The sequence below is a fragment of the Streptomyces anandii JCM 4720 genome, assembly GCF_014650655.1.
In the GTDB taxonomy this organism is placed as follows: domain Bacteria; phylum Actinomycetota; class Actinomycetes; order Streptomycetales; family Streptomycetaceae; genus Streptomyces; species Streptomyces anandii.
In genome coordinates this window covers 545,277-565,141 of the sequence record NZ_BMVJ01000003.1, presented here as the reverse complement: position 1 = coordinate 565,141, position 19,865 = coordinate 545,277, and the positions used below count along the sequence as shown (strand labels likewise).

The 19,865-nt window shown below is 70.2% G+C and carries 19 protein-coding genes; 10 read left to right on the top strand and 9 right to left on the bottom strand.

Going from position 1 to position 19,865, the window contains the following annotated elements; translation table 11 throughout:
- The coding region (locus tag IE249_RS08570; protein ID WP_229857825.1) for an APC family permease at positions 1-1,861 on the bottom strand (1,861 nt) is incomplete at its 3' end.
- Positions 1,862-2,112: 251 nt separating this feature from the next.
- Entirely contained in the window at positions 2,113-2,670 is a 558-nt protein-coding gene (locus tag IE249_RS08565) for a hypothetical protein (RefSeq protein WP_189704157.1), read from the bottom strand.
- A gap of 185 nt (positions 2,671-2,855) precedes the next feature.
- Here IE249_RS08565 and IE249_RS08560 point away from each other — a divergent pair, with 185 nt between their 5' ends.
- On the top strand, positions 2,856-4,436 hold the full coding sequence (locus tag IE249_RS08560; RefSeq protein WP_189704156.1) for a glycoside hydrolase family 43 protein: 1,581 nt from the start codon (positions 2,856-2,858) through the stop codon (positions 4,434-4,436).
- Between the two features lie 94 nt (positions 4,437-4,530).
- Here the strand turns inward: IE249_RS08560 and IE249_RS08555 are convergent, their stop codons facing one another.
- Together IE249_RS08555 and IE249_RS08550 are read right to left on the bottom strand one after the other, a co-directional pair.
- Complete coding sequence (locus tag IE249_RS08555; RefSeq protein WP_189704155.1) at positions 4,531-4,737, bottom strand: DUF5999 family protein; 207 nt, start codon at positions 4,735-4,737, stop codon at positions 4,531-4,533.
- 421 nt (positions 4,738-5,158) lie between these two features.
- Positions 5,159-5,743, bottom strand: coding sequence for a hypothetical protein (locus IE249_RS08550; protein ID WP_189704154.1), 585 nt, complete (start codon positions 5,741-5,743; stop codon positions 5,159-5,161).
- Positions 5,744-6,336: 593 nt separating this feature from the next.
- On the opposite strand from IE249_RS08550, the gene IE249_RS08545 reads away from it, so the two are divergent.
- Entirely contained in the window at positions 6,337-7,854 is a 1,518-nt protein-coding gene (locus IE249_RS08545; RefSeq protein ID WP_189704153.1) for a glutamate-cysteine ligase family protein, read from the top strand.
- Between the two features lie 134 nt (positions 7,855-7,988).
- Entirely contained in the window at positions 7,989-8,792 is an 804-nt protein-coding gene (locus IE249_RS08540; RefSeq protein ID WP_189704152.1) for a CPBP family intramembrane glutamic endopeptidase, read from the top strand.
- A gap of 34 nt (positions 8,793-8,826) precedes the next feature.
- Here IE249_RS08540 and IE249_RS08535 read toward each other — a convergent pair whose 3' ends face one another.
- The 4 genes from IE249_RS08535 to IE249_RS08520 form a co-directional block, all read right to left on the bottom strand.
- Positions 8,827-9,654 (bottom strand): PhzF family phenazine biosynthesis protein, encoded by an 828-nt coding sequence (locus tag IE249_RS08535; RefSeq protein WP_189704151.1) that lies wholly within the window; start codon positions 9,652-9,654, stop codon positions 8,827-8,829.
- A gap of 51 nt (positions 9,655-9,705) precedes the next feature.
- Positions 9,706-10,269 carry a dihydrofolate reductase family protein gene (locus tag IE249_RS08530; protein WP_189704150.1) on the bottom strand — a complete coding sequence of 188 codons (564 nt, stop codon included), beginning with the start codon at positions 10,267-10,269 and terminating at the stop codon, positions 9,706-9,708.
- Positions 10,270-10,476: 207 nt separating this feature from the next.
- Positions 10,477-10,728: a hypothetical protein gene (locus IE249_RS08525; RefSeq protein ID WP_189704149.1), complete on the bottom strand. Its 252-nt coding sequence runs from the start codon at positions 10,726-10,728 to the stop codon at positions 10,477-10,479.
- A gap of 890 nt (positions 10,729-11,618) precedes the next feature.
- Positions 11,619-11,969 carry a GbsR/MarR family transcriptional regulator gene (locus tag IE249_RS08520; RefSeq protein WP_189704148.1) on the bottom strand — a complete coding sequence of 117 codons (351 nt, stop codon included), beginning with the start codon at positions 11,967-11,969 and terminating at the stop codon, positions 11,619-11,621.
- A gap of 530 nt (positions 11,970-12,499) precedes the next feature.
- Between IE249_RS08520 and IE249_RS08515 the strand changes: the two genes are divergently transcribed.
- The 5 genes from IE249_RS08515 to IE249_RS08500 all read left to right on the top strand — a co-directional run bounded on the left by IE249_RS08515 (position 12,500) and on the right by IE249_RS08500 (position 17,859).
- Positions 12,500-14,620 carry a sensor histidine kinase gene (locus IE249_RS08515; RefSeq protein ID WP_189704147.1) on the top strand — a complete coding sequence of 707 codons (2,121 nt, stop codon included), beginning with the start codon at positions 12,500-12,502 and terminating at the stop codon, positions 14,618-14,620.
- Positions 14,620-15,279, top strand: a complete 660-nt coding sequence (locus tag IE249_RS08510) for a response regulator transcription factor (RefSeq protein WP_189704146.1) — start codon at positions 14,620-14,622, stop codon at positions 15,277-15,279. The genes IE249_RS08515 and IE249_RS08510 overlap by 1 nt, the downstream gene beginning before the upstream one ends.
- A 770-nt stretch (positions 15,280-16,049) precedes the next feature.
- Positions 16,050-16,268 (top strand): hypothetical protein, encoded by a 219-nt coding sequence (locus tag IE249_RS08505; protein ID WP_189704145.1) that lies wholly within the window; start codon positions 16,050-16,052, stop codon positions 16,266-16,268.
- Between the two features lie 80 nt (positions 16,269-16,348).
- Positions 16,349-16,462 carry an Rv1352/Rv1906c domain-containing protein gene (locus IE249_RS40350; RefSeq protein WP_506366406.1) on the top strand — a complete coding sequence of 38 codons (114 nt, stop codon included), beginning with the start codon at positions 16,349-16,351 and terminating at the stop codon, positions 16,460-16,462.
- 761 nt (positions 16,463-17,223) lie between these two features.
- A complete protein-coding gene (locus tag IE249_RS08500) occupies positions 17,224-17,859 on the top strand; it encodes a PadR family transcriptional regulator (protein ID WP_189704144.1) in 636 nt (211 codons plus the stop codon).
- Between the two features lie 96 nt (positions 17,860-17,955).
- On the opposite strand, the gene IE249_RS08495 is transcribed toward IE249_RS08500, so the two are convergent.
- Positions 17,956-18,384 (bottom strand): type II toxin-antitoxin system Rv0910 family toxin, encoded by a 429-nt coding sequence (locus IE249_RS08495; protein WP_189704143.1) that lies wholly within the window; start codon positions 18,382-18,384, stop codon positions 17,956-17,958.
- A 261-nt stretch (positions 18,385-18,645) separates the two neighbouring features.
- On the opposite strand from IE249_RS08495, the gene IE249_RS08490 reads away from it, so the two are divergent.
- A complete protein-coding gene (locus tag IE249_RS08490) occupies positions 18,646-19,224 on the top strand; it encodes a Clp protease N-terminal domain-containing protein (protein ID WP_229857821.1) in 579 nt (192 codons plus the stop codon).
- A gap of 71 nt (positions 19,225-19,295) precedes the next feature.
- Positions 19,296-19,865 (top strand): EamA family transporter (locus IE249_RS08485; RefSeq protein WP_229857819.1); only part of this gene is annotated, 570 nt, incomplete at its 3' end.

Sequence of the window (19,865 nt, the reverse complement as noted above, 5' to 3'; positions counted from 1 at the left end):
CGAAGAGGAAGAAGCGCAGGAAGTTGGCGAACGGGCTGCCCTCGGTCCACTCGAAGTAGATGTGCGGGATCTGGCCCGTCATCTCCCGCACGTGCAGCAGCAGGGCGGCCAGCCCGTTGGGGATGGAGGAGGACTCCAGCGTCAGGACGCGGTAGCGGTCGTGCAGGACCTCGCCGCGGACGTTGAGACCGGCCTCGAACTCCGAGGGGTCGGTGACGGTGACCTCGACGAAGACGAAGTCCTCGGACTCCGGTACGTCGTTGTCCTTGCGGATCTGCTCGATCTTGTCGCGGTACTTGGCCTTGTCCCGGCGGTCGGGCTCGTTGGCGATGAACCGGATCTTGCGGCTGGCGATGTCACGGACGAAACGCTCCGCCATGTCGTCGAGCGTCACGCTGGTCACGCGGAGCTCGAAGGCGCGGGCCAGCCGCGACAGCAGCGAGACCAGGATGATGCCGGCGATGAAGCAGGCGCCGATCTTCACACCGTCCGGGCGCTCGATGACGTTCACGACGGTCGTGTAGAGGAACACCGCCGAGATCACCGCGAACGCCACGGTCCACTTGTGCTGGCCGGCCTTGCGGGAGGCGATGGTCACGGCGATGGCGGCGGAACTGATCAGTACCAGCACACCGGTGGCGTACGCACCGCCCTGCTTGTCGACGTTGGCGTCGAAGATCCAGGTGACCAGGAAGCCGATCAGGGTGAAGACGATGACCATCGGGCGGACCGCGCGCGCCCAGTGCGGCGCCATGCCGTAGCGGGGCAGATAGCGCGGCATCAGATTGAGCAGTCCGGCCATCGCGGAGGCGCCCGCGAACCACAGGATCGCGATGGTGGAGATGTCGTACACCGTGCCGAAGATGTTGCCGATGTAGTGGTGCGCCAGATACGCCAGCGCGCGGCCGTTGGCCTTGCCGCCCGGCTGGAACTCCGGCGCCGGGATCAGCAGCGTGGTGATGAAGCTGGTGGTGATCAGGAAGCCGCTCATGATCAGCGCGGCCGTGGTGAGCAGCTTCTTGGTGTCCCGGATCCGGCCGGTGGGCCGTTCCTCGGTGTCGTCCGGGTTGCCCTTCACGTGCGGCATCACGGCCACGCCGGTCTCGAAGCCGGACAGGCCGAGCGCGAGCTTGGGGAAGACCAGCAGGGCCACGCCGATCATGGCGAAGACGCTGCCGTGCTGGGCGGTCAGGGCGGCCGTCCAGTCGGTCACGAGGTGCTCGGCGGTCAGCACGTGCCACAGGCCGACGACCACGACGATCACGTTCAGCCCGAGGTAGATGCCGACCAGGGCGACCGCGACGCCGATCGCCTCCAGGAAGCCCTTGAGGAACACCGCGCCGAGCAGTGCCACCAGGAAGAGCGTGATCAGCATCTGGTGGCTGTGCAGGGCGGCCGTCAGGTGCGGGTTCTCCACCAGGTGGGTGGAGGCGTCGGCGGCCGACAGGGTGATGGTGATCAGGAAGTCGGTGGCGGCGAAGCCGAGCAGGGTCAGGACGAAGAGCTTGCCCTGCCAGAAGGACAGCAGCCGCTCCAGCATCGCGATCGAGCCCTCGCCGTGCGGGCTCTCCTCGGCAACCCTGCGGTAGACGGGCAGGGCGCCGGCGAGGGTGACGAGTACCAGGACGAGGGTGGCGACCGGCGACAGCAGGCCGGCGGCCAGGGCGGCGATGCCGGGCTGGTAGCCGAGGGTGGAGAAGTAGTCGACACCGGTCAGGCACATCACCCGCCACCAGCGCTGGCCCTTGTGCGGCGGCTCGGGCTGGGCGTGCGGCGCCTGCTGCACGCCCTTGCCCATGTCGGACAGGCCCTCCAGCATCCAGGAACGCAGACGACTGGGAGGGTGTTCGGTGGTGGCCATCGGCCCTGCTCCTGAGGTGCGGCTCGGCGTGTGGAACGGGCCATCACGCGGACGGGGCACCAGCGTATGCGGAGAGTGACGCGCGGGCCCACGGCTACCGGGGCGGTCGGCGTCAATCTTGCGTTAAGAATACGACCGGTGGCCTCAAGTGCGCTCGGGGGCAGAAGATCTGAACCGGTTCGGTCGTTTTCGTCCGTTGGTGGCCGGGTCGGCGGCAGTGCCGCCCGGGGCCCGGCGCCGGACACCCAGCGTCATGGCTCGAGGCCCGAGGCGCGGAAGACGGCCAGTGCGGTCTCGTGGTCCACTCGTTCCGAGACCTCGCGCAGCTCCTGGGTGCCGTACCGCAGCAGGCCGCTCGCGGCCGACCGCCGCGCGTCCTCGTCCAGACGGTGCCAGAGTTCGGGACTGCCCACCAGGACCGCCGGGTCGATCTCCAGCCGGCCCCCGAGCGCGTCGCGCAGCACCAGCCGCCGCGACACGCCGTCCGGCACGCGCACCGACACCAGCAGGTCCGTGCGCACCCGTCGGCGGGACAGCAGCGAACGCGTGTCGAGCCAGCCCTCGCCGGCGCACACGCGAGGCGGGCACAGCACCACCAACAGCAGCGCCGCGAGGGTGAGCCAGAGCGCGCTGCGCCACCACGTCAGCTCGCCCGTGCCCCAGTCGATCCCCAGCAGCAGGGCCAGCAGGGCCCCCGAGCAGCAAAGCGAGGTGTGCAGGTCCCGCGACCAGCCCCGGTCGCGGACCACTCGGCCGGGCTCCCGCGCGGATGCGCCGACGGCCGGCCGCACGTCGTTGCGGTGTGCCATATCTCCGACGGTAGGAGCCCCGGGGGCAGGGGCAACCCCTCTTGACGCGCCCCTGATGGCGGGTCGCGGTGTCTTGACGCCCCGGCAACGGGTGTTGTTGCCAGCCCCCGCTCGCCCTATGGTGTGGCTTCGCAAGGATCGAACCATCCTGCGAAACTTTCGCCACCGGCTCCGGAAGGGCGCCCATGCGGACGTACGACAACCCGGTGATCCCCGGCTTCCACCCCGACCCGAGCGTCTGCAGGGTGGGCGAGGACTACTACCTCGTCTGCTCCAGCTTCGAGTACTTCCCCGGCATCCCGCTGTTCCACAGCCGCGACCTGGTGCACTGGCGCCAGATCGGCAACGTGCTGGACAGGACCGGCCAACTCCCTTTTCCCGACGGTCTTCCGGCGTCCGCCGGCGTCTACGCCCCGACGATCCGGTACCACGACGGCCGCTTCCATGTGATCACCACGGGTGTCGGAGCCCTCGGCAACTTCCTCGTCACCGCCGAACGCCCCGAGGGCCCGTGGTCGGATCCGGTGCAGGTGGACCTGCCCGGCATCGACCCCGATCTCGCCTGGGACGAGGACGGTTCGTGCTGGTGCGCCGTAGCGGGCGTGCGGGTGGCCCGGATCGACCCGGTGACCGGCAAGGTGCTGGAGGGGCCGCTGCCGGTGTGGTCCGGGACCGGGATGCAGCACCCGGAGGCGCCCCACCTGTACCGGGTCGGGCAGTGGTGGTACCTGATGCTGGCCGAGGGCGGCACCGCGCACGGCCACAGCGTGTCGATCGCCCGCGCCCGCTCCCCGCGCGGCCCCTACGAACCGGCCCCGCACAACCCGGTCCTGTCCCACCGCGGCACGGACCTGCCCATCCAGTGCACGGGCCACGCCGACCTGGTGCGGGCCGCCGACGGCACCTGGTGGATGGTGCTGCTGGGCACCCGGCCGCGGGGCTGGTTCCCCGAGTTCCAGGTGCTCGGCCGGGAGACGTTCCTGACCCCGGTGGAGTGGGTGGACGGGTGGCCGCGCGTGGGCCCGGTCGCGCCGCGCCACCGGGCGCCGGCGGCCTGGCGCCCTCTGCCCGCGGAACCCGAGCGGGACGAATTCGACGGCCCGGCCCTCGCCCCCTGCTGGATCTCCCCGCGCGGCCGCCCGGACGGCTCCTGGTCACTGACCCGGCGCCCGGGCCGGCTCACCCTCACCGCCACCGGCGACAGCCTGGACCGGCCCGGCCACACCTTCGTCGGCCGCAGGCAGCAGCACCCCGACTGCCGGGTCGCCGTACGTGTCGATCCCGGCACCGGACGCGCCGGACTGTCCGTGCGCATCGACGAGGCGCACCACTACGACCTCGAGGCGGGCGGGGGAGTGGTGGGCGTGGTGGCCCGGATCGGGCCGGTGCGGCAGCGGATCGCGGAGCACCCGGTGCCGCCGGGCCCGCTCACCCTCGTCGTGGACATCCGGACGACCGATGTGCCGCCGCCGACGGTCACGTCCCCGGGGGCGGGCGGTGAGGCGACCGGCGTCCGGGCGGCGGGGCCCGATGTGATCGCCTTCTCGGTCGAGGGCATCGAGGGGGGCGAGGGCATGGATGGTGACGGGGTTCCGGACGGGCCGCTGCCGCTGGCCGAGCTCGACGGGCGCTATCTGTCCACGCAGGTCGCCGCCGGTTTCACCGGCCGGGTGATCGGGATGTACGTCACCGATGGCAGCGCGGAGTTCGACTGGTTCGACTACCGCCCCGGTGCCGTTGGAGATGCGGGCGGACACGAAGCGTAGCCGGGGCCGGACACGTTTCGGGGCCGGTGCGCACGCGGTGCGTGCGGCCGGCCCCTCGTGACCCGCGGGCGGTTCGCGAAACCGCCCGGCGTGCTCAGGCGGCGGTCATCACCCGGTCGGCGCCCAGCGGGCGGTGCGGGGCGATGATCTGGCCGTCCGGCAGAAGCTCACCGGTGTCCTCGAAGAGCAGAACCCCGTTGCACAGCAGGCTCCATCCCTGCTCCGGGTGGTGCGCCACGAGGCGGGCGGATTCCCGGTCGGCGGAGTCGGCGGTCGGGCACGGTGGCTGGTGCTGGCACATGGGTGGGATCTCTCGCTGTGTCGTGTGGTCCGTATGGGCTGTCGTGTGTGTCCCGCGGCTAGAGGCATTCTCCATGGCCGCCCCCCGTTTGATAAGTCTCGGTCGGAACCAGTGTTGCCCTGCGGGCGTGATTCCGCAGGGATTTCGCGGCACCGCTTCTCACAGGTTGGAGACGCGTCACCCGCGTGAGCGGTTCACCCCAACCGCACTGTCCCTTCGGGTGGTTCGAGGTGGCCGGATGGGGCTAGTCAGGTCGGGTCACGGTCAGGGCATTCCCCCTTTCGGCTCATGCGAGCGGTTTATGGCTCCGACGAGCGGAAATTCAGTCGCCGAACGCGACGTACCCCGCCTCCGGGAAATTCCGGGGCGGGGTACGAATGCGGCCTGCGCGCAGAGCGGAACGGAATGTGAGTGCGGCTGGTCAGGCGGGTGAGCCCAGCAGCCGTACCGGTGTCACGCGGTGGGTGAGGACCGGGAGCAGGTCGGCGACCCGGTGCGGGCGGTGGGCCGCGATCCCGGGCGGGGCCGGCGCGAGGGGCACCAGCAGGTCGGCGGCGGCGGGGTGGCCGGCGGCGCCGTCGTCGGTGAGGTCGCCGTGCAGCCACAGGGTGAGCATGTAGAGGCTGGGCATCGACAGCAGCCGCGCCTGGTAGGGCTGGGTCACGGTCTCGGCCTGGCGCAGCGCGCGCTCGGTGGAGGTGACGTAGGGGCCCTCGAAGAAGTGCGAGAAGGTCCAGCCGTCGGGGGTCAGCATGGTCTCGGCGGCGGCCACCGCGTGGTCGCCGCTGCGGATCAGGAAGCGCCACCCGGCCAGCCGGGTCGCGGAGACGCCCTCGGGGCTGATCCGGTCCAGGACGTGCACGGGCAGCGGCAGCTCGGGGGTGACGGGGCCCTGGGCGGCGCGCAGGGCGGGAGTCCGGGCCTCGCGGACCGCGGTGGGGGAACCGAGTGCCATGAGGACGGAGCGCAGTGCGGGCGCGGGAGCCGGGGGGACAAGCAGCGGCATGGTGGGACGCCTCTCATTCGACAGGCACGGTGGCGCGAGGGCGGGGTGCGGGGGCGGACGGCGCTGTCAGCTCTCGGGGCAGGGGAGGGTTGGGCCGGGGCGCGCAGTACGGGGGCTGTGCGAGGGAAGTGCGATGTGCGAGGGGTGTGCGAGGAGGTGCGGTCTGCCGCACATGACCTTGACGGCAGGCTCAAGGGCCGCGGGTGCCAACCTTCTGCCTAGCTGCAGAGTTTATACGACAAATGTTCAGACGGTGTTTCGTCTAGCTGTCTCCGACGCGGACAGCAAGGGTCTATTCGGTCGGAGATTCGCGGGAATCATCCCGGTTCTGAAGAGCCGTGCCGCGATGACCTGGGGTTTGGCGCAAACAGCGGACGGCTCGTTCTCATCGGCGTTTTTCACGAGTTATGCGGGGTACCCGAATTTGCTGGGTGCTTCATGCCTCGTGAATGTGCCTCCGGTCACAGGAACCAGAGTAGCCCTTACAGAGGCCTCGTGGGACGTTATCGATCGCGTTCGCGGGGCATCATCCCACCTGACCGGGACCCCGGCGGCCGGATCTTCGGCCCGCCCGTGCGAGGAGGGACGCTGCGATGGGGGAGAAGGTCGTGGCAGGCCAGTTCGACCTGTCCGATCGCAACCGCTACCGCGACAAGCTCCAGCGGTGCCTGAAGGGGCTGGAGCGACTGCTGGACGAGAAGCGGTTCGACCGGCCGAAGAACCTGATGGGGCTGGAGATCGAATTGAATCTCGTCGGCTCCGACGGCATGCCCAGAATGCTGAATGCGCAAGTACTCGAGCGCATCGCCAGCCGGGACTTCCAAACAGAACTCGCCATGTTCAACTTGGAAGTCAACATAGCGCCACACCGATTGGGCGGCCGAGTTTTCGACCGGCTCACGGAGGAACTGAGGACGTCACTGGCATATGCCGACCGAAAAGCGGCCGAGGTCGACGCCTCCATTGCGATGATCGGCATTCTGCCCACCCTGGGGCGGGACGACCTGGTCTCCTCCAATCTCTCCGACGTCGACCGCTACACCCTGCTCAACGATCAGATCGTCGCGGCCCGCGGTGAGGACTTCAGGCTGGACATCGACGGGGTGGAGCACCTGAACTGCACGTCGAAGTCCATCGCGCCGGAGGCCGCGTGCACCTCGGTGCAGCTGCACCTCCAGGTCACGCCGGGCCGCTTCGCCGACGTGTGGAACGCGGCGCAGGCCGCCTGCGCCGCGCAGATCGTGGTGGGCGCCAACTCGCCGTTCCTCTTCGGCCGAGAGCTGTGGCGGGAGTCGCGGCCGCCGCTCTTCCAGCAGTCCACCGACACCCGCCCGCCCGAACTCCAGGCCCAGGGGGTCAGGCCGCGCACCTGGTTCGGCGAGCGGTGGATCTCGTCTGCGTACGACCTCTTCGACGAGAACCTGCGCTACTTCCCGGCCCTGCTGCCGATCTGCGACGAGGAGGACCCGCTCGACGTGCTCGCCACGGGCGGCGTGCCGAAACTCGCCGAGCTCGTGCTGCACAACGGCACCGTCTACCGCTGGAACCGCCCGGTGTACGACATCGCGGACGGCGTCCCGCACCTGCGGGTGGAGAACAGGGTGCTGCCCGCCGGGCCCACCGTCATCGACGTGATCGCCAACGCCGCCTTCTACTACGGACTCGTGCGCGCCCTCGCCGAGGAGCCCCGGCCGGTGTGGACCCGGCTGCCCTTCGAGGCCGCGGCCGCCAACTTCGACGCGGCGTGCCGGTACGGCATCGACGCGAGGCTCACCTGGCCGCGGCGCGGCCGCTACTCCGGCACCGCGGAGGTCGACGCGGTCGGCCTCGTCCGGGACGAACTGCTGCCGCTCGCCGAGGCCGGGCTCACCGCGTGGGGAGTGGAGCCGGCGGACCGCGACCTGTACCTCGGTGTGATCGAGGAGCGGTGCCGGCGCCGGACCAACGGCGCGGAGTGGCAGGCCGCCACCTTCCACCGGGCGCTGGAGAAGGGGATGAGCCGTGAGGCCGCCCTCGCCGCCACCACCCGCCGCTACCGCGAACTGACCCTCCTCAACGAGCCCGTGCACACCTGGCCGGTCGGCCTGCCGGAGCCCGTACCGCTGGGCTGACCGGACCGCCCCCCGGGCCCGGGCGGTGCCGGGCCGTCCCGCCGGTCGCGGTGCCGTCGCCGGGGGCGTGTGTGCCGGGGCGAAGGGTATGGGGCAAGCTGTGACCTTCCGGGACGGTGGTACGGGAGGCGCTTGTGCAGGCGGAGGCGGCAGTGGGGGACGACGAGTCCTTTCCGCGGGAGCGGTTGTCGCGGCGGGTCTTCCGGGACGAGACGCTGCTCGTGCTCGGGCTCTCGCTGGGCGCCAGCGGGGTCTCCGCGCTGATCAGCTTCGTCGGGTCGGTCACCAGACCCGGCGGCCTGAAGGACCAGGCCGCCACCCTCAACGCCTCCGCCGCGCCCGGCCGCCCCTGGCTCGACCTCGCCTGGCAGCTGTTCGGCATCGCCACGGCGCTGATCCCCGTGGCCCTCGTCGCCCACTTCCTGCTGCGCGAGGGCGAGAGCCTGCGCACCCTGGGCTTCGACCGCACCCGCCCCTGGCCGGACCTCGGCCGGGGCGCCGCGATCGCCGCGGTGATCGGCAGCACCGGAATCGCCTTCTACCTCGCCGCCCGCGGCCTCGGCTTCAACCTCACGGTGGTGCCCGAGGCGCTGCCCGCCGTGTGGTGGAAGTACCCGGTGCTCGTCCTCTCCGCGCTGCAGAACGCGATCCTCGAAGAGGTCATCGTCGTCGGCTATCTGCTGCGCAGGCTCGGGCAGCTCGGCTGGACGCCGGGGACCGCGCTGGTCGCCAGCTCGGTGCTGCGCGGCTCGTACCACCTGTACCAGGGCATCGGCGGCTTCGTCGGCAACATGGTCATGGGCGTGGTCTTCGTGTGGCTCTACCGCCGGTGGGGCCGGGTCGGCCCGCTGGTGGTGGCACACTCGCTGCTCGACACAGGGGCGTTCGTCGGCTACGCCCTGCTGGTCGGCAAGGTGGGCTGGCTGCCCACGGCGTGAGCGCCGCGCCCGGCGCGGCGCCCGCTGCCGTTCCTCACGGCCGGGTCAGCAGCTCGCCGTCGATGACCGTGACCGCGTGCCCGGTGAGCAGCGTGCGCTCACCACGCAGTCCGGTGCGCACCAGCCCCGAGCGCGGCGAGGCCTGCAGTCCGGTGAGGTCGGTGCGGCCGAGGCGCTCGGACCAGTAGGGGGCGAGCGCGGTGTGCGCGCTGCCGGTCACCGGGTCCTCGTCGATGCCGACGTTGGGGAAGAAGCACCGGGAGACGAAGTCGTAGCCGCGCGCGGGGTCCTCGGCGCGGGCGGTGGCGATGATGCCGCGCGCCGAGTGGGCGGACAGGGCCTTGTGGTCGGGGGTGAGGGCGCGGACGGTCTTCTCGTCGGCGAGTTCCACGAGCAGGTCGCCCACATCGGCGCCCGTGTCGCGGGCCGTGCGCGGCTCGGCGCCGAGAGCCTCGGCGACTCCGCCGGGGATCTCGACCGCGGTGAGCGGGGCGGTGGGGAAGTCGAGGGTGAGCGCTCCGTCTCGGGCGGGCGTCGCGAGGAGGACGCCGCTGCGCGTGGCGAAGCGCACCGGCCCGTCGCCCTGCCGGGCGCCGGTGGTGCGCAGCACGTGGGCGGTGGCCAGGGTGGCGTGCCCGCACATCGCGACCTCGGCGACCGGCGTGAACCAGCGCAGCGCCCAGTCGGCCTCGCCGCCCTCGGGCAGTGGGTGCGCGAACGCCGTCTCCGCGTGGTTCACCTCCAGGGCCACCTTCTGCAGCCAGGCGTCCTCGGGGAAGGCGTCGGCGTCCAGGAGCAGGACCCCGGCCGGGTTGCCGGCGAAGGGACGGTCGGTGAAGGCGTCGACGATTCGGATCCGCATGCGCACACGCTAGGCGCCGGCCGGCGCCGCCGGCCAAGGCCAATTCGCTTCTCATGGCCGTACGCGGTAGCGGAGGTGGACGAACTTGGAGCCGAAGGTGCGGGTCTCGACCAGTTCGAGGTCCACCCGGCGCTCGTGCCGGGGAAAGAACGGAGTGCCGCCGCCGACCAGTACCGGGTAGACCATGATCTGGTACTCGTCGATCAGGCCGAGCGCGGCCGCCTCGGCGGCGAGGGCCGCACCGCCGATCGCGATGTCGCCCTCCCCGGGCTCGGCCCGCAACCGCCCGATCTCCTCCGCCAGGTCCCCGGAGGCCAGGCGGGTGTTGCCCTCCACCTCCCGCAGCGTCGTGGAGAACACCACCTTGGGGAGCGCCTTCCAGAGCGCGGCGAACTCGAGCGTGGGGGCGTCGAGCGAGGGATCCCGGTCGGCGGTCTCCCAGTACAGCATCGTCTCGTACAGCCGCCGTCCCAGCAGGTGGACGCCGAGCCGGCGTACGTCGTCGGTCCAGAAGCGGAAGACCTCCTCGTCGGGCGCCGACCAGTCGAATCCGCCGTCCGGCCCGACGATGTAGCCGTCGAGCGAGACGCTCATCGAATACGTCACGCTGCGCATCAGAAGCCCTCCTCGGCAAAGGGGTTCGACACTACGACCGCCGGACGCCCCGGAACTCATCGCGGCTCGCGGGATTTCCTCTGTCCCGTCGCAAATGATCTGGTCCGTGGCCGGGATCGTATCTGCGGCGACCAGATGGATTGAGACGCCGGGACGGTGGTTTTCTCAGGTGACCTGGTCCCGTAGGCGTGGATGTTGGGCGTCGTCTCAGCTGATCTGGTCCGGCGGAGAGGGATACGGGTGATACCAGCTTTGGGCGTTCAACCACGTCTGGTAGGCACCGTAGATCTTGAGCGGGCCGTCGCGCCTGCCGCATACTTCCAGAAACGCGTCGAGCACTTGGAAGAGAGTGGCGACGGCGGCAGCATCGGCTTCTGGCGTCAAGGAATGCACGAAGCCGCCGGGAGGGAGATGCCGCATGAGAGCGGTCCAGACGAGGTTCTGGTCGTCGAGAGACACACCGAACTACTCAAGGACGACTTCGGCCAGCTTGCCGGTTCCAGCGCAGCCACGGTCGCCGAGTTCGCCAAGGACCCGTCCGACACTTGGCAGTTCCGTCCCAACTCCGAGGCTTCGACAGTGGTCCGGTGACGTTCACCGAGGAGATGGGAGCGGCCTTGCAGCCCTGACCCGGCGCACACACGAGAGGGGGCGCGGCGCTCGCCGATCATGTACTGGCGTCAGCCGACGGGCACGAAGCGGCGGGTGATGGCCGCAGCCTGTTCAGCGGGGTGGCTCCGGGCGGCGATGGCGGCCCTTGGCAGAAGGCACCCGGAGCATCGCCCCCTGGAGCCGCCCCACAGCAGAGCGGGTCCGGCCATGACCAGGGCCGCGCCGAGCACACTGCTCCCGACAGCCGTACCACCCGAAGCCAGCCAACCGATCCCCTGATCCTCCGCCCAGGTCGCCGTGGCTGCGCCTGCGGCGAACAGCAGCAGCCACACGGAACTCAACAAGGCTTACCACCATCGTGAAAGCACGGACGCATCCTTCTCGTACCGTCACCGGCGCGCTCTGCCGGTCCTGACACGGATCACTCTGGCCTACTTACCCGCCTCAGGAGGCCGGGGCCTCGTTGCCAGGGGAGCAGGCCGCGAGTTCGGTGGGGGCGAGTCAGCACCACGAGCGCGAGTACGGCGCAAAGCAGGGCTCTGAGCATGATGACCGCCATGGGCGTGGGCTGCCGGTGTCGAACATGCCGACGAGCGGGGAGGCGAAGGTCCGGCCAGGAACTCCACCTTGCCGAGCAGCGCGGATGCGACCCCGGACGCGAAGACGATCCGGATACCCGGCCGACGGCTACCCCCTATGCCTGTCCCGTTGTCCGGTCCCGAAAGGCGCTCTCCTGCTCAGTGGTCACTGGCGTTGCACCGCTGGCGCCACTTGTCGATCAAGGCCGCCATCTCGTGTTGCATGAAGCTGTAGAAGTCCTGCATCTCGTCGAGCCTGCGACCGGCGATGCTGTCGTGCCCCGGCGCCTTGCTGCCTTCGGCCGCGGCGTTTTGCATGCTGTCGAGCAGGATGTTCTGGTTGCCCGTCAGGTTCGCCCACGCGTGCTTGCGGAAGCGGTAGTGGTCGCGGCGGCTGCCGGGGGCCGGTACACGCTCGATCATGCCGGTCGGGATGAGCTGGTTCACGATGCTGGAGACGGCCCTGCTGCTGATCTTCACTACTTCATCGGCGGTGAACCGCTGCGGCACGGCTTCCAGTGGAGGGACACGCTGGTGCTCGTGGCGGCCTCGGGGCTGCTGTTCGGCCTCGGCGTACAGCGTTTCAACCAGCGGGACATCAACAGTTGAGCCCCTTTGGGCAAGGCGGGCCGGAACCTGTGGATGCTGGTCAAGATACGGTCCGTACGCGGCCGGGTCTTCGCGGCCAGGCCAGGGTGCGGCTCGCGCTCTTCGAGTACACCGCTGTCTTCCCCGCCGGTCGGCGCGTCGGGGAACGGCTCGGCCCGGTCGAGTTCGAGGAGGAGTGCTGTGCCGGGCGGTGACGACGCAGCCGGCGAACCACAACCCCGTCGACCCGCCCTGACCGGCTGACCAGCATCTCCCGCGCGCCGGGGAACCTCGCGAAGAGTCTGCCGGACCGCCGTACGCCCCATCGCGCGCTCTGCCCAATGGGCTGGCATGCCGCAATCCTGGCGTGAGCCAGTCCCGGATACCCGGGAATCGACTCCCTTGTCGACGGGGTCATCGCCCGCTCAAAGTGCCCGTACGGGAGGTGAGCCATGAGCAAGCTCGCGGGAAACGAAGAGGCACACCCGATTCCGGGCACGATGCCCCTGCTGGCGAAGCCGGCGCAGAAACGAACCGCTTGGATCCTGTGGATCGCCACGCTGACCGTGGCGGCTACGACAGCGGTCTTCGCGGTCCTGTCACGGTCGGAGCCGCGTCCCGCATGGCATCCGTGGTGGCTGATGTCCGTCGAGACGGCGACCGGCGTACTGTTCACCGTGCCGGGATTGGTGGTGGGCACCCGCCGACCGCGCAATCCGGCGGGCTGGCTGCTGCTGATCGCAGGGCTCGGCTCGGCTGTCGACCTGCTGGCACACGCTTACGGGCTGTACGCGATACCCCGAGGACTTCCGGGTGGAGTCCTGGCCGGGTGGGTGTCGAACTGGTCCTTCGTTCTCTTCAACTTCCCCCTCTTCTTCCTGTTCCTGCTGTTCCCGAACGGCCGACTGCCCTCTGCGCGCTGGCGTGTCCCGGCCTGGTACGTCGGCGGGTGCGGCGTGCTGATGCTCCTGATCGGAGTGTTCCTGCCAGGGCCGCTCGGCGGCGGGGAGTACTTCCCGTCGACGCTAAACCCCGTAGGCATTCCTGCCCTGTCGGGTGTGCTGGAGAACGTGGGAATCGTGGGGTTCCTGCTCGGTCTGACCCCGTTCCTGGTGTCGGCTCTGTCGCTGCTGTTCCGCTTCCGCGGGTCGGCCGGGGCGACGCGCCAGCAGCTGAAATGGGTGGCGTGGGCTGTGATGATGGCCATCCTGCTGGTATCGGTGCACATCACCTTGCTGGACGGCCCTGCCGAGGCAGTCGCGATGGACTTGGTCCCCGTGGTGCTGAGCGTGTCCATCGCCGTCGCGATCGTGCGCCACAACCTGTTCGACATCAACCGCCTCCTGAGCCGCTCACTTCTCTACGCGGGCCTCACCGGCATCGTGGTCGTCCTCTACGTCGGGTCCGTGAGCGTCTTCGGGCTTGTGCTGCAGCGCTCGGCTTCAGGGGTGGCCCCGCTGCTGGGGACCGGCGTGGTGGCCCTTGTGCTGCAGCCGCTGCGTGACGTGCTGCAGCGTCTGGTCAGCCGGCTCGTGTACGGGTTGCGGGATGACCCCTATGCGGCGCTGGCCCAGCTGGGCCAGCGCTTGGCAGGGACCACCGATCCGAAGAAGGTGCTGCCGGAAGCGGCGGCTTCGGTGGCGCAGGCGCTGCGCCTGCCGTACGTGGCGATCGATCTGGACGAGGCGACCGCGCCGGGCGACGCCAGGGCACCAGCAGTCGAGTATGGCGTCGAAGCTCCCGTCGAGCTGCAGCTCGCCCTGGTACATCAGGGGGAGGAGGTCGGCACGTTGACGGTCGGGGCGCGATCGGCCGACGAACGCTTCTCTGCTTCGGATCTGCGGCTGCTGCGGGATGTTGCCCGGCACATCGCACAGGCAGCCGCGGGTGTCCGCCTGTCCTTGGCGTTGCTGCGCTCGCAGGAGCACGCCGTCGCCGTGCGGGCGGAAGAGCGCCGCCGCCTGGCCCGCGACCTCCACGACGGCGTCGGCCAGGTTCTCACCGGTGCCACCTGGACCCTGCAAGCAGCCATCGCACAGCTGAAAACCGATCCCGACGCGACACAGGACCTGCTGAACACCGCAATGGTCCACATCCGCCAAGGCTCCGAGGATCTGCGCCGGATCTCCATGGGCCTGCGCTCGCCGGTCGACCAGCTCGGACTGCGCGAGGCCGTCCTTGCCTACACCGACCGCGTGTCCATGGCTGTGCATACGGTTCTGCCTAAGCGCATTCCCCGGCTGGCTGCGGCAGTCGAAGAAGCCGCGTACTGGATCCTGGCCGAAGCAATGGCCAATGTGCTGCGGCACGCCCGGGCTTCCCGCTGCTGGGTCACGCTTCGCGTGGGCGACGACGCACTCCACATGACGATCGCCGACGACGGGCAGGGTCTTCCTGCCCGGATGCGTCCCGGGGTGGGGGTGGGGTCCATGCGTGAGCGTGCTGCCGAGATCGGGGGCAGCTGCGAGATGCAGCCGCGCAACGGCGGCGGTACTGAGGTCGTCGTGTGCCTGCCTGTCACGTTGCCGGGCGCAGAAGACACCGGCCTCGCCGACGCGAGAAGGAGCATGTGATGGACCGGGGCATCCGCGTCGTGATTGCCGACGACCACCCCTTCACCCGCTACGGCCTGCGCGTGTTACTGGAGTCAGAACCCGGCATCACCGTGGTCGCCGAAGCGTGCGACGGCCGCGAAGCGGTCAGTCGCGTCCTTGAGTTCCAGCCCGATGTCGTCGTCATGGACGTACGGATGCCCAACGGCGACGGTCTGTGGGCCACCCAGGAGATCCAGCGCGCCCGGCCCGGCACGAAAGTCCTGGTGCACTCGGAACACGAGGGCGACCCCCATGTGATGGCCGCCATGCGCGCCGGTGCTTCCGGCTTCCTCCTCAAAGCCGGAGAGGACGTCACCCAGCTCACTCGCGCCGTGCGCGATGTAGCAGCCGGAGCCTGGATCTTCCGCCTCTCTGACACCGCCCGCATGCGCCCCTGGTTCGACCAACTGCGCACTGCCCGCCGCGACAGCGCCTTCCCTCAACTCACCACCCGGGAAAGAGAGATACTCGACATCATCGCCCTCCCCGGACAGACCACCCGCACTGCAGCCGCCCGCCTCGGCATCAGCCACAAACGAGTCGAGAACGCCCTCACCGACATCAAAGCCAAACTCGGCGCCACCGACCGCGCAGAACTCGTCGCCCTCGCCCGCGCAGCCGGCCTCGGACAACCCTGAGCAGCCGCTCCCGCCGCTTCGGTACGCCTCTCCCGTGACCGCGGGAATCTCCCGGCCCCACCCTGGATGCAACGGGTCCCGCAGATGACGGCCCGCGGCGGAAACAGGAGGGGCGGATGCACCGGAAACAACGACAGCCTGGCGAGAACACCGTCACACGGCGCAGGCAGCGCTGGGGCAGGACAGCACGACTATGGACACCGGTCATCGGGACGGTTCTCACCACAGCCGCCGCCGTCTATCAAGCCTGGCACGGCCAGCCACCGGGCTGACGCGACGCCCTCGTCTTCGGACAAGGGTTCACTCCGGTTCCTGAGGTTCTCCCGCATGTGGGAGAACCTCACCTTTCCCATGTCCTCCAACGCGTGAGTGGCACAGCCGCCCGCGGTGCAGGACCGCGACCTTCTCGCTCTTGGATGTGGCGTCGTACTCGGCCACGATCTGCAACTTGTACTCGCCGGCTGAAAGTTCGGAGCTTCGGCCGGGGAACGGGATCGGCCCCGGCGGGCTTGGTGCTGGTCATGAGGGGTTGGTTCTCCTGTCGCGCCCTCGCAGGCGAACCCAGCTAAACGTAAATATCACCTAAAGCTGGCAGGGAGGGTAAGGTGCGGGAACAACTACACACGCCTGTGCACGCACAGGAACTCGGCGCGGTCCAACGCATCGCCGTCCTGCGCACACGCTCGGAGTGCGGGGACCGGTTGGTCGACGCACGCTGATGTCATGGACAGCCGGATCCCGCCAGGCCCTCACGTTCCTGGAGGAGCATCGTGACCCATGTAGGCACGGCCCTTGTCAGCCGTCTCGTCGGGGTACTCATCGGCCTCACCGGCAACCCCAACGCCGACAAAGCGTCCCCCTCGGCGACGGTCACCACGACTGCGACCGCTACGGGGATCGCCGCCGCCAACAGCCAGCCTTCAGCAGGCAAGGTCCCCTCGGACGGAGTCCCTGGCGACGGCACATACGTCGTCGGCAACGACGTCTAACCCGGCACTTACCGGAGTGACGGCCCGCAGGGCGGCCTCGTGACCTGCAACTGGGCGCGGCTCTCCAGTACTCCGGTGAAGTGAAGGACATCATCGCCAACGGCGCCACCAGCGGTCAGACGACCGTGACGATCGCCACCACGGACAAAGCCTTCACCACTGCCGGCTGCAAGGCGTGGAAGAAGACCGGCTAGTGCTGCTTGACGAAGGCAGGAAGGCAGGTCTGGGTCGAGGGCCATCAGGCGGCATGCTCAGATGCCAGGAGAGATATAGGTGACCGCGACGTCTCCGGCGGAGGCCGCGGTAAGGTCCACGACCTTCCAGGCCGCTGAGGGAATGCCGGCCCTCGCTTCGTGCGCGCACGGCAACCCCCACCGTTCAATTCCTCCAGGCCGACCTGTTCCAATGGCAGCCACCACGACGCTACGACACCGTGTCCTTTGCCTTCTGGCTCTCCCATGTTCCGCTGGCACGGCTGCCCCACTTCTAGAACACCGTCGCCTCCGCCCTCGCGCCGGGCGGCAAGGCACTCGTCATCGACGACGGCCCCGCCGCAGCGGCGTACGAGGAAGTACTCGCGAACCAACCAGCCCCGGCGGCGCTGCGTCGGCTCGATAACGGCAGCCAGTACCGCGTTGTGAAGGTATTCCACGATGCCCAGACCCTCACGGACGACCTCACAACGCTGGGCTGGTCGGCCCGCATCCGGACCACAGCCGGGAACTTCATCGGCATTGCAGAACCGCCGTTCATCCCCTGACCAAACCACGCTGGCGGACCAGACCACCTGAGACCGCAGGCGAACCGGACCAGATCGCGTGAGACGGGGGCCAGATCGACAGAGACAGGACATCCTCCGCACCCGGATCAGGGGGTTGTCACCCGATCGCTTCCGATATATCGTTGAGACATCGCGACTGATCAACGATGGAAGCGATGGAATGGAGTGATGGCGATGCGCAGCCATGGATTCGAGCGTGGACACCGGCAGGACGGCCCCCGGCGCGGCCGGGCGGACTACGAGAGGGTGCGAGCGGCCTTCGGGCCCTTCGGACCCGGCGGCCCCGGCTTCGGTGCCGGTGGCCCGGGATTCGGACCGGGCTTCGGACCCGGCCCTTGGGGCGGGCGAGGGCGCGGGGGGCCCAGGGGAAGGGCACGGCGCGGGGACGTGCGGGCCTCGATCCTGGCCCTGCTCAAGGACCGCCCCATGCACGGTTACGAGATGATCCAGGAGATCGCCGAGCGCAGCGGCGGTGCGTGGAAGCCGAGCCCCGGCTCGGTCTACCCCACCCTTCAGCTGCTGGAGGACGAGGGCCTGATCGCCAGCCAGAGCGAGGGCGGCAAGAAGCTCTTCGCGCTCACCGAGCCGGGCCGCGCCGCGGCCGACGAGGGGGCGGACGCTCCCTGGGAGGAGGCCTCGCGAGGGGTCGACTGGGAAGCCCTCGGCGAGATCCGCCAGGCGGGCTTCGGACTGATGGAGGCCTTCGGGCAGGTCTGGAAGACCGGCAGCAAGGAGCAGCGCGACAAGGCGCTCGCCGTGATCAACGAGGCGCGCAAGAAGCTGTATCTGATCCTCGCCGACGAGGACTGAGGCACGAACGCCGGTACGGGCGCCCGGTGGACCGATCGCGGTCCGCCGGGCGCCCGTCGTCGTCGGGGCGGCCCGTCGACGCCGATCGCTCCGCCGTCAGGACGCTCGCTCGGCCAGCTTGCGCAGGGACTCGTTGAGCGCCGCCGTCGCGGAGTCCCTGAGCCTGCCCGCCATCAGGGACACCGCCGCACCCGTGAACACGCCGTCGATCCGCACCGTCGTGGCCTCCCCGTCCGGGGTCAGGGTGTAGCGCGTGGCCAGGTCCACGGCCATGGGGCCCTTGCCGCGGATCGCCAGCAGCCGGGCCGGCTCGGCCTGCTCGACGGTCCACTCGACCTCGGCCGGGAATCCCATCAGCTTCATGTTCTCCCGGAAGGTCCCGCCGGGCTCCAGCGTCGTGGGGCCGCCCTCGGGGAAGCTCGTGTGGGTCGCGTTCCACTCCCCGTACGCGGACCAGTCGGTCAGCTGGGCCCAGATCTTCTCCGCGGGCGCCGCGATGCGGGCCTCCGCGCTGACTTCGGCCATGCGACCACCCCTTCTCGTCGGGTGCTGCGCCGGGCGCAGCGAGGCTGTCGCGGAACGTAGCCGCAGGGCCCGGAACATTCAATACTGATGAACAGTCAGGAATTGCGGACGCTGTGCGGAACCCGGGCCGCGCCTGTGCGTCCTGGCCTGATCTCATCCCCAAGGAGGAGATTCCGGCCCGCGAGGTCCACTGTCCGTGGGATGCGCAAATGCTCCCCTCCGGGGATGACCGCGGAGGCGGGGGCTGGTGGGCTGGGGGACGTGCAAGACCGCATCCCCCGGCAGCCGGCCGACGAGCCGGACATCCGCCGACCGGAAGACGACGCACGGCTCGGCGCGGAGCTGGCGGCGGTGGTCGCCGCTGCGCGCAGGAGGGCGGTGCGGGACGGGGACCGTCACACCGACACCGCCCATCTGCTGCACGCGCTCCTGGAGTCCGACCCGGAGGTGCGCGCCGCCTGCGGGGACGGCCCGCAGATAGCCCGGCTGCTCGGCTACCTCGTGCAGCGCAGCATCGGGTACGGCCTGCGCTGGCAGGGCGCGGTGGAGGACTCCGGCGCGCTGCCCGTGGCGACCCGGGCCGACGGCTTCTCGCCCGCCGCGTCGGCCGCCCTCGAGTACGCCTGCGAGCGCGCCGCCCGGCGCGGCGGGGAACCGGCGCGCGGCGTCGACCTGCTCGCCGGGGTCGTGGCCGACCCGGACTCACGTGCCGTCGAGGTGCTCGGCCGCGCCGGGGTCGACGCCCTCGAACTGGCCGCGCGGGATGTGACTCCGGGCCCCGACAACGATGCCGAAGGCTGCCGCGAGGAGTACGCGGGGGAGGGCCGGACCGCTCGCTGAGCGGGCGCACCGCAAGCCCGCGGCCGGGTCGCCGCCCGGCGTTCGCGCGTCCAGAGGCTGAGACAGGTGCCATGGGGGGTGACGCTCCTGTCGTCGCCTGTCATCATGGCCCGGTGCGTACGTCTCGAATCAGTCAGGGCCGTTCCGGCAAAGGCCTCGGGCTCGGTCTCGCGCTCGTCTCCGCGGTCGCCTTCGGCGGGTCGGGGGTGGCGGCCAAGCCGCTGATCGAGGCGGGCCTCGACCCGCTGCACGTGGTGTGGCTGCGGGTCACCGGCGCGGCCCTCGTCATGCTGCCGCTCGCCGTGCGGCACCGCGCGCTGCTGCGCCACCGCCCCGCGCTGCTCGCCGGGTTCGGACTGCTCGCCGTGGCGGGTGTGCAGGCCTGCTACTTCGCCGCGATCTCCCGCATACCCGTCGGTGTGGCGCTGCTCGTGGAGTACCTGGCGCCGGCCCTCGTGCTCGGCTGGGTCCGGTTCGTGCAGCGGCGGCCGGTCACCCGCGCCGCCGCGCTGGGCGTGGTCCTCGCCGCCGGCGGCCTCGCCTGCGTCGTCGAAGTCTGGTCCGGGCTCGGCTTCGACGCCCTCGGACTGCTGCTCGCCCTCGGCGCGGCCTGCTGCCAGGTCGGCTACTTCGTCCTGTCC